Here is a 4,849-nt window from a genome sequence, read left to right on the forward strand (position 1 = left end):
GGGTGGCCTGGATGCAGCACGTGACGATCAGCGCCCCCTTCGCGCCAGCGTCGGGTGGCGTCGATACGCGCTTGCAGCGGGCTCGTTGCCGGGTGATCAAGCCACAGCCGCAAGGCGCTGGCCGCAGGGCCAGGAAGGGCCGCGAGCCATCCCAGCGGCCAGTCGAGGCGGCGACTGGCGAGGGCAGCGATGCGGTGAGCGCCCATGCCGGGAAGCGCCTCCACGGCGAGCCATGCGTTCTCGTCCATTTTCCCCTCCCTGCCTAGCGTCGATGATGCCTCGCGGTGATGCTAGCGAGACGGCGAGCGCACCTCGTCGCCGACCGCCAGCACGTTGGACACCCGCATCACCAGGGCATAGCTCACGGTGCTGTAGGGCTTGAACACCATGACCATGCCGCCCTGGGTGCCGGGCAGTTGCAGGCGCTCGCCGGTGCGCGGGTCGCTGACCACCTCGCCTAGCTGGTTCACCTCGAGCACGTGGCCGGGCTGCAGACCATCCTCGGTACCGAGATCGAGCGCGACCACCTGCAGCCGGCCGATGAAGCGAACCCCGCCGGGGGCGGCGATGATGTGACCGGCCACCGCCGACTGAGGCGCGCGAGGCTGGAAATCCTCGTCGAAGGCGACCTCCAGCGGCAGCAGGATGTCGTCGTTGCGCACCTCCTGCTGGGCGCGCAGCACCTCGACCCGGGCGATGTCGCCCTGCTGATCGAGACGCCGCCCCTCGCCGACGTAGACCAGCTCGCGACCGAGCGGCGTGCCGTCGGTGCCCAGATACACCTCCCCCGGACGGTAGAAGCCCAGCGGCGTCTCTTCGGGAAGTCCGCCGCGCACGTAGAGCGTGTCGCCGGCGCCGCTGATCAAGCGTTGGTTCTCGCCGCCCACCACGTAGCCGAGCTCGTCGAGCGCCTCGCCCTGGGCCAGGAAGCGATGCTCGCGCAGAAACGCCGCGACCACCTCGCGAGGCAGCGGCGCGATCGCCTCGCGGGTCGGGATGCGCCGCACCTGGGGCGAGAGCTTCACCACCGGGCGCCCACGCTCGAGCGCCAGGCACGGGGTACCGGCGCAGTCGCCCAGCACCAGGACGTCGCCGGGGTAGATGAGGTGCGGATTGTCGATCTGCGGGTTGTCCCGCCATAACGTGGGCCACTGCCAGGGGGCGTCGAGAAAGCGTGCCGCGATGTCCCACAGGGTGTCACCGCGCACCACCACGTAGCGCTCGGGGGCGTCGTCGCGCACGCGCTCCCAGGCCTGGGCGAGGCTGCCCGAAAGCATAACCCCCAGCAGCGCCGCGAGCGCGCCATGACGCAGGGACTTCTTGACGGCCATAGGATCTCCCCGAAAACCTTGAAAGCGGCGCCAGGCCCGCTGCGCGCATGCCCAGAAGTGCCGTCGGCGTGGTATAATGACCTATAGTAAAGCACATCGCCGCGCCAACCCAACTTAGGCCGGCACGCGATCCCGGCGCGTACGCCGGCCGCCACCCAGACTTTCAGAATCCACGCTTTGATAACGGTGATTGCAACGCCATGGCCAAACGTCCCATTCTCGAATTTCCCGATGAACGCCTGCGGACCAAGGCGCAACCGGTAGAGACCGTCGACGACGACATCCGCCAGCTCGTCGACGACATGCTGGAGACCATGTACGACGCCCGCGGCATCGGCCTTGCCGCCACCCAGATCGACGCTCACCGCCGCGTGGTGGTGATGGACGTCTCGGAAAACGGCAACGAGCCTCTGGTGATGATCAACCCGCGCTACACGCCCATCGGCGAGGAGAAGGCGCCTCTGTCGGAAGGCTGCCTGTCGATTCCCGAGCAGTACGCCGAGGTGCCGCGCTTTCTGAAGGTCAAGCTCGAGGCGCTGGATCGCCACGGCGAAGCCTTCGAGCTCGAGGCCGAAGGCCTTCTCGCCCACTGCATCCAGCACGAGTACGACCACCTCGAGGGGGTGCTGTTCGTCGACTACCTCTCGCCCCTGAAGCGCGAGCGCATCCAGAAGAAGATGCAAAAGCGCCACAAGCTGATGCAGGACGCCTGAGCGATCGACAAGCCGCCTTCGGGCGGCTTTTTGCGCTACGCCTCCCTTACTCAAACGTCCTTCGAACAGGTAGTCACATGTCGTCACTGCGCGTCGTCTTTGCAGGCACCCCTGAGTTCGCCCGGTCCCACCTCGCCGCCCTGCTGGAAAGCCGCCACCAGGTGGTGGGCGTCTACACCCAGCCCGACCGCCCCGCCGGGCGCGGGCGCAAGCTCACCCCGAGCCCGGTCAAGCAGCTGGCGCTCGAGCACGGCCTCACGGTCCACCAGCCGCCAAGCCTGAAGGAGCCCGCCGCCCAGGCGGCGCTTGCCGAGTTCGAGGCGGACATCATGGTGGTGGTCGCCTACGGGCTCCTGCTGCCCCAGGCGGTGCTCGACATACCGCGCCTTGGCTGCATCAACGTCCACGCCTCGCTCTTGCCGCGCTGGCGCGGCGCGGCACCCATCCAGCGCGCCATCGAGGCCGGCGACGCCGCCTCCGGGGTGACCATCATGCAGATGGATGCGGGACTCGACACCGGCGACATGCTGCTCGAACGGCCAACGCCGATCACCGAGCACACCACCGGCGGCGCGCTGCACGACCAGCTGGCCGAAGAAGGGCCCCGGGCACTGATCGAGGTGCTCGACGCCTTCGCCGCCGGCACGGTGACGGCTACTCCCCAGCCCGAGGCCGGCGTGACCTACGCGGCCAAGCTCAGCAAGGCCGAAGCGGAGCTCGACTTTCGCCAGGGCGCCGAGACGCTGGCGCGACGCATCCGCGCCTTCAACCCTTGGCCTGTGGCCTGGTGCGCCCTGGGCGACGACCGCCTGCGCCTGCACATGGCAAGCGCCGAAGCGACCGGGCAGCCCGGCGCCGCGCCGGGCACGCTGCTCGAACACGGCGACGGGGCGCTGCGCATCGCCTGCGGCGAGCGCGGCGACGAGGTGCTGCGCGTGAGCCAGGCTCAGTTGCCCGGCGGCAAGGTCCTGCCGGTCAGCGCCCTGCTCAACTCGCGCCATGCGGGGCTGGTGCCCGGCAGTCGGCTGGGTCGTACGAGCGAAGGAGAAGCGTCATGAGTGCGCGTCGTCCCCAGGAAGGCAGCGGCCAGGAAGTGCGCGCCGCCGCGGCCCGCGCGCTGGTGCCGGTGCTGAACGAGCAGGGTTCGCTTGCAGGCCTTGACGAGCACAGCGTGATCGCCCGCGATCGCGGCCTGCTCAAGGAGCTCTGCTTCGGCACCTGCCGGCGCCTGCCGCGCCTCGAGGCGCTCGCCGCGCGCCTGCTCAAGCAGCCGTTCAAGAAGCGCGACCGCGACGTTCACGCGCTGCTGCTGGTCGGCATCTATCAGCTGCTCTACATGCGCATTCCGCCCCACGCGGCGGTGGGCGAGACCGCTGGCGCGGCGCGGCTGCTCAAGAAGGAGTGGGCAACGCGAGTGCTCAACGGCTGCCTGCGCCGGCTGCAGCGCGAGCACGCCGAGCTCGAAGCCGAGGTGGATCGCGACGAAAGCGCCCGGCTTTCGCACCCGCAGTGGCTTCTGGACGCGCTGCGCAAGGCCTGGCCCGAACAGTGGTCCGACGTGGTGGAGGCCAACAACCAGCCCGGGCCGATGACGCTGCGGGTCAACCAGCGCTTGGGCGATCGCGAGGCGTACCTGGCCAAACTGATGGATCTCGGCCTCGAGGCGCGCCTGTGTGCCCACGCCCCGGACGGCATCACCCTAGAGACGCCCTGCGACGTCAGCGCCCTGCCGGGCTTCGACGACGGCCTGGTCAGCGTGCAGGACGAGGCGGCCCAGCTCTGCGCGACGCTGCTCGGCCCGGTGCTGGCCCCGCGCCCCGGCGCCCACGTGCTGGATGCCTGCGCTGCCCCCGGCGGCAAGACGGCGCACCTGCTCGAGCAGTTCGACATCGCCCTGACGGCGCTGGACAGCGACAACCAGCGCCTTGCCCGGGTCGAGGACACCCTGACCCGCCTCAACCTCGAGGCGCGCCTGGTCCACGCCGATGCCGCCGAGCGCGACTGGTGGAACGGCACGCTGTTCGACGCCATCCTGCTCGACGCGCCCTGCTCCGGCACCGGGGTGATCCGCCGCCATCCGGACATCAAGGCGCTGCGCCGGCCAAGCGACATCAAGAAGCTCGCCAAGCTCCAGGCCGCGCTGCTCGACAACCTCTGGGGACTCTTGCGCCCGGGCGGAACGCTTCTGTACGCCACCTGCTCGATTCTGCCCGAGGAGAACGCCCGCCAGATCGACGCCTTCGTCGAGCGCACCCAGGATGCACGCGTCACCACGCCCACGGACGTGGCCTGGGGCGTGGCCAGCGGCCATGGGCGGCAGCTGTTTTCACAACAAAACAGTCACGACGGCTTTTTTTATGCCAGACTGGAAAAGCGCCCGACGCAGTAAGGGCGCCGCACAGCCACTTCACGACAAGGATGGAGATCCCATGAGCGATCATGTCTACAAGCACGTAGAAATCACCGGCTCTTCCGAGACCAGCATCGAAGATGCCGTCCAGAACGCGCTGGCCAAGGCTTCGAAGAGCATCGACCACATGCGCTGGCTCGAGATCACCGACACCCGCGGCCACATCGAGAACGGCCGGGTCGCCCACTGGCAGGTGACGGTGAAGGTCGGCTTCACGCTCGAATAATTCACCACTGCTTTTCGACGGCGGCTGGTTTACACTGGCCGCCGTCTTTATTGCAGCGCCCTTCCTGTTTTCGATTCGAACGCGCCGGCGCTTCCAACGGATTCGATTCAGCCATGAAAATCATCATTCTCGGCGCCGGCCAGGTCGGCGGCACCCTGGCCGAACACCT

Annotated in this window: 5 protein-coding genes and 1 pseudogene; 4 read left to right on the forward strand and 2 right to left on the reverse strand. The window is 68.7% G+C overall.

Features of this window, described 5'->3' with window-relative positions; all coding sequences use genetic code 11:
* Both BIS11_RS10785 and BIS11_RS10790 read right to left on the reverse strand, forming a co-directional pair.
* A pseudogene (locus tag BIS11_RS10785) lies at window positions 1-248 on the reverse strand (DNA-protecting protein DprA); the annotation flags it as partial.
* 42 nt (window positions 249-290) lie between these two features.
* Window positions 291-1,331 carry a LysM peptidoglycan-binding domain-containing protein gene (locus BIS11_RS10790; RefSeq protein ID WP_253419182.1) on the reverse strand — a complete coding sequence of 347 codons (1,041 nt, stop codon included), beginning with the start codon at window positions 1,329-1,331 and terminating at the stop codon, window positions 291-293.
* A gap of 200 nt (window positions 1,332-1,531) precedes the next feature.
* On the opposite strand from BIS11_RS10790, the gene def reads away from it, so the two are divergent.
* The 4 genes from def to BIS11_RS10810 all read left to right on the forward strand — a co-directional run bounded on the left by def (window position 1,532) and on the right by BIS11_RS10810 (window position 4,680).
* A complete protein-coding gene (gene def, locus BIS11_RS10795; protein WP_253419185.1) occupies window positions 1,532-2,044 on the forward strand; it encodes a peptide deformylase in 513 nt (170 codons plus the stop codon).
* A 77-nt stretch (window positions 2,045-2,121) separates the two neighbouring features.
* Window positions 2,122-3,102 carry a methionyl-tRNA formyltransferase gene (gene fmt / locus BIS11_RS10800; protein ID WP_253419187.1) on the forward strand — a complete coding sequence of 327 codons (981 nt, stop codon included), beginning with the start codon at window positions 2,122-2,124 and terminating at the stop codon, window positions 3,100-3,102.
* A complete protein-coding gene (gene rsmB, locus BIS11_RS10805) occupies window positions 3,099-4,433 on the forward strand; it encodes a 16S rRNA (cytosine(967)-C(5))-methyltransferase RsmB (protein ID WP_253586038.1) in 1,335 nt (444 codons plus the stop codon). The genes fmt and rsmB overlap by 4 nt, the downstream gene beginning before the upstream one ends.
* A 40-nt stretch (window positions 4,434-4,473) precedes the next feature.
* Window positions 4,474-4,680 carry a dodecin gene (locus BIS11_RS10810; RefSeq protein WP_227389685.1) on the forward strand — a complete coding sequence of 69 codons (207 nt, stop codon included), beginning with the start codon at window positions 4,474-4,476 and terminating at the stop codon, window positions 4,678-4,680.
* The last annotated feature ends 169 nt before the right edge of the window (window positions 4,681-4,849 follow it).

Source organism: Halomonas sp. 707D4, assembly GCF_024158685.1.
Classification (GTDB): Bacteria; Pseudomonadota; Gammaproteobacteria; order Pseudomonadales; family Halomonadaceae; genus Vreelandella.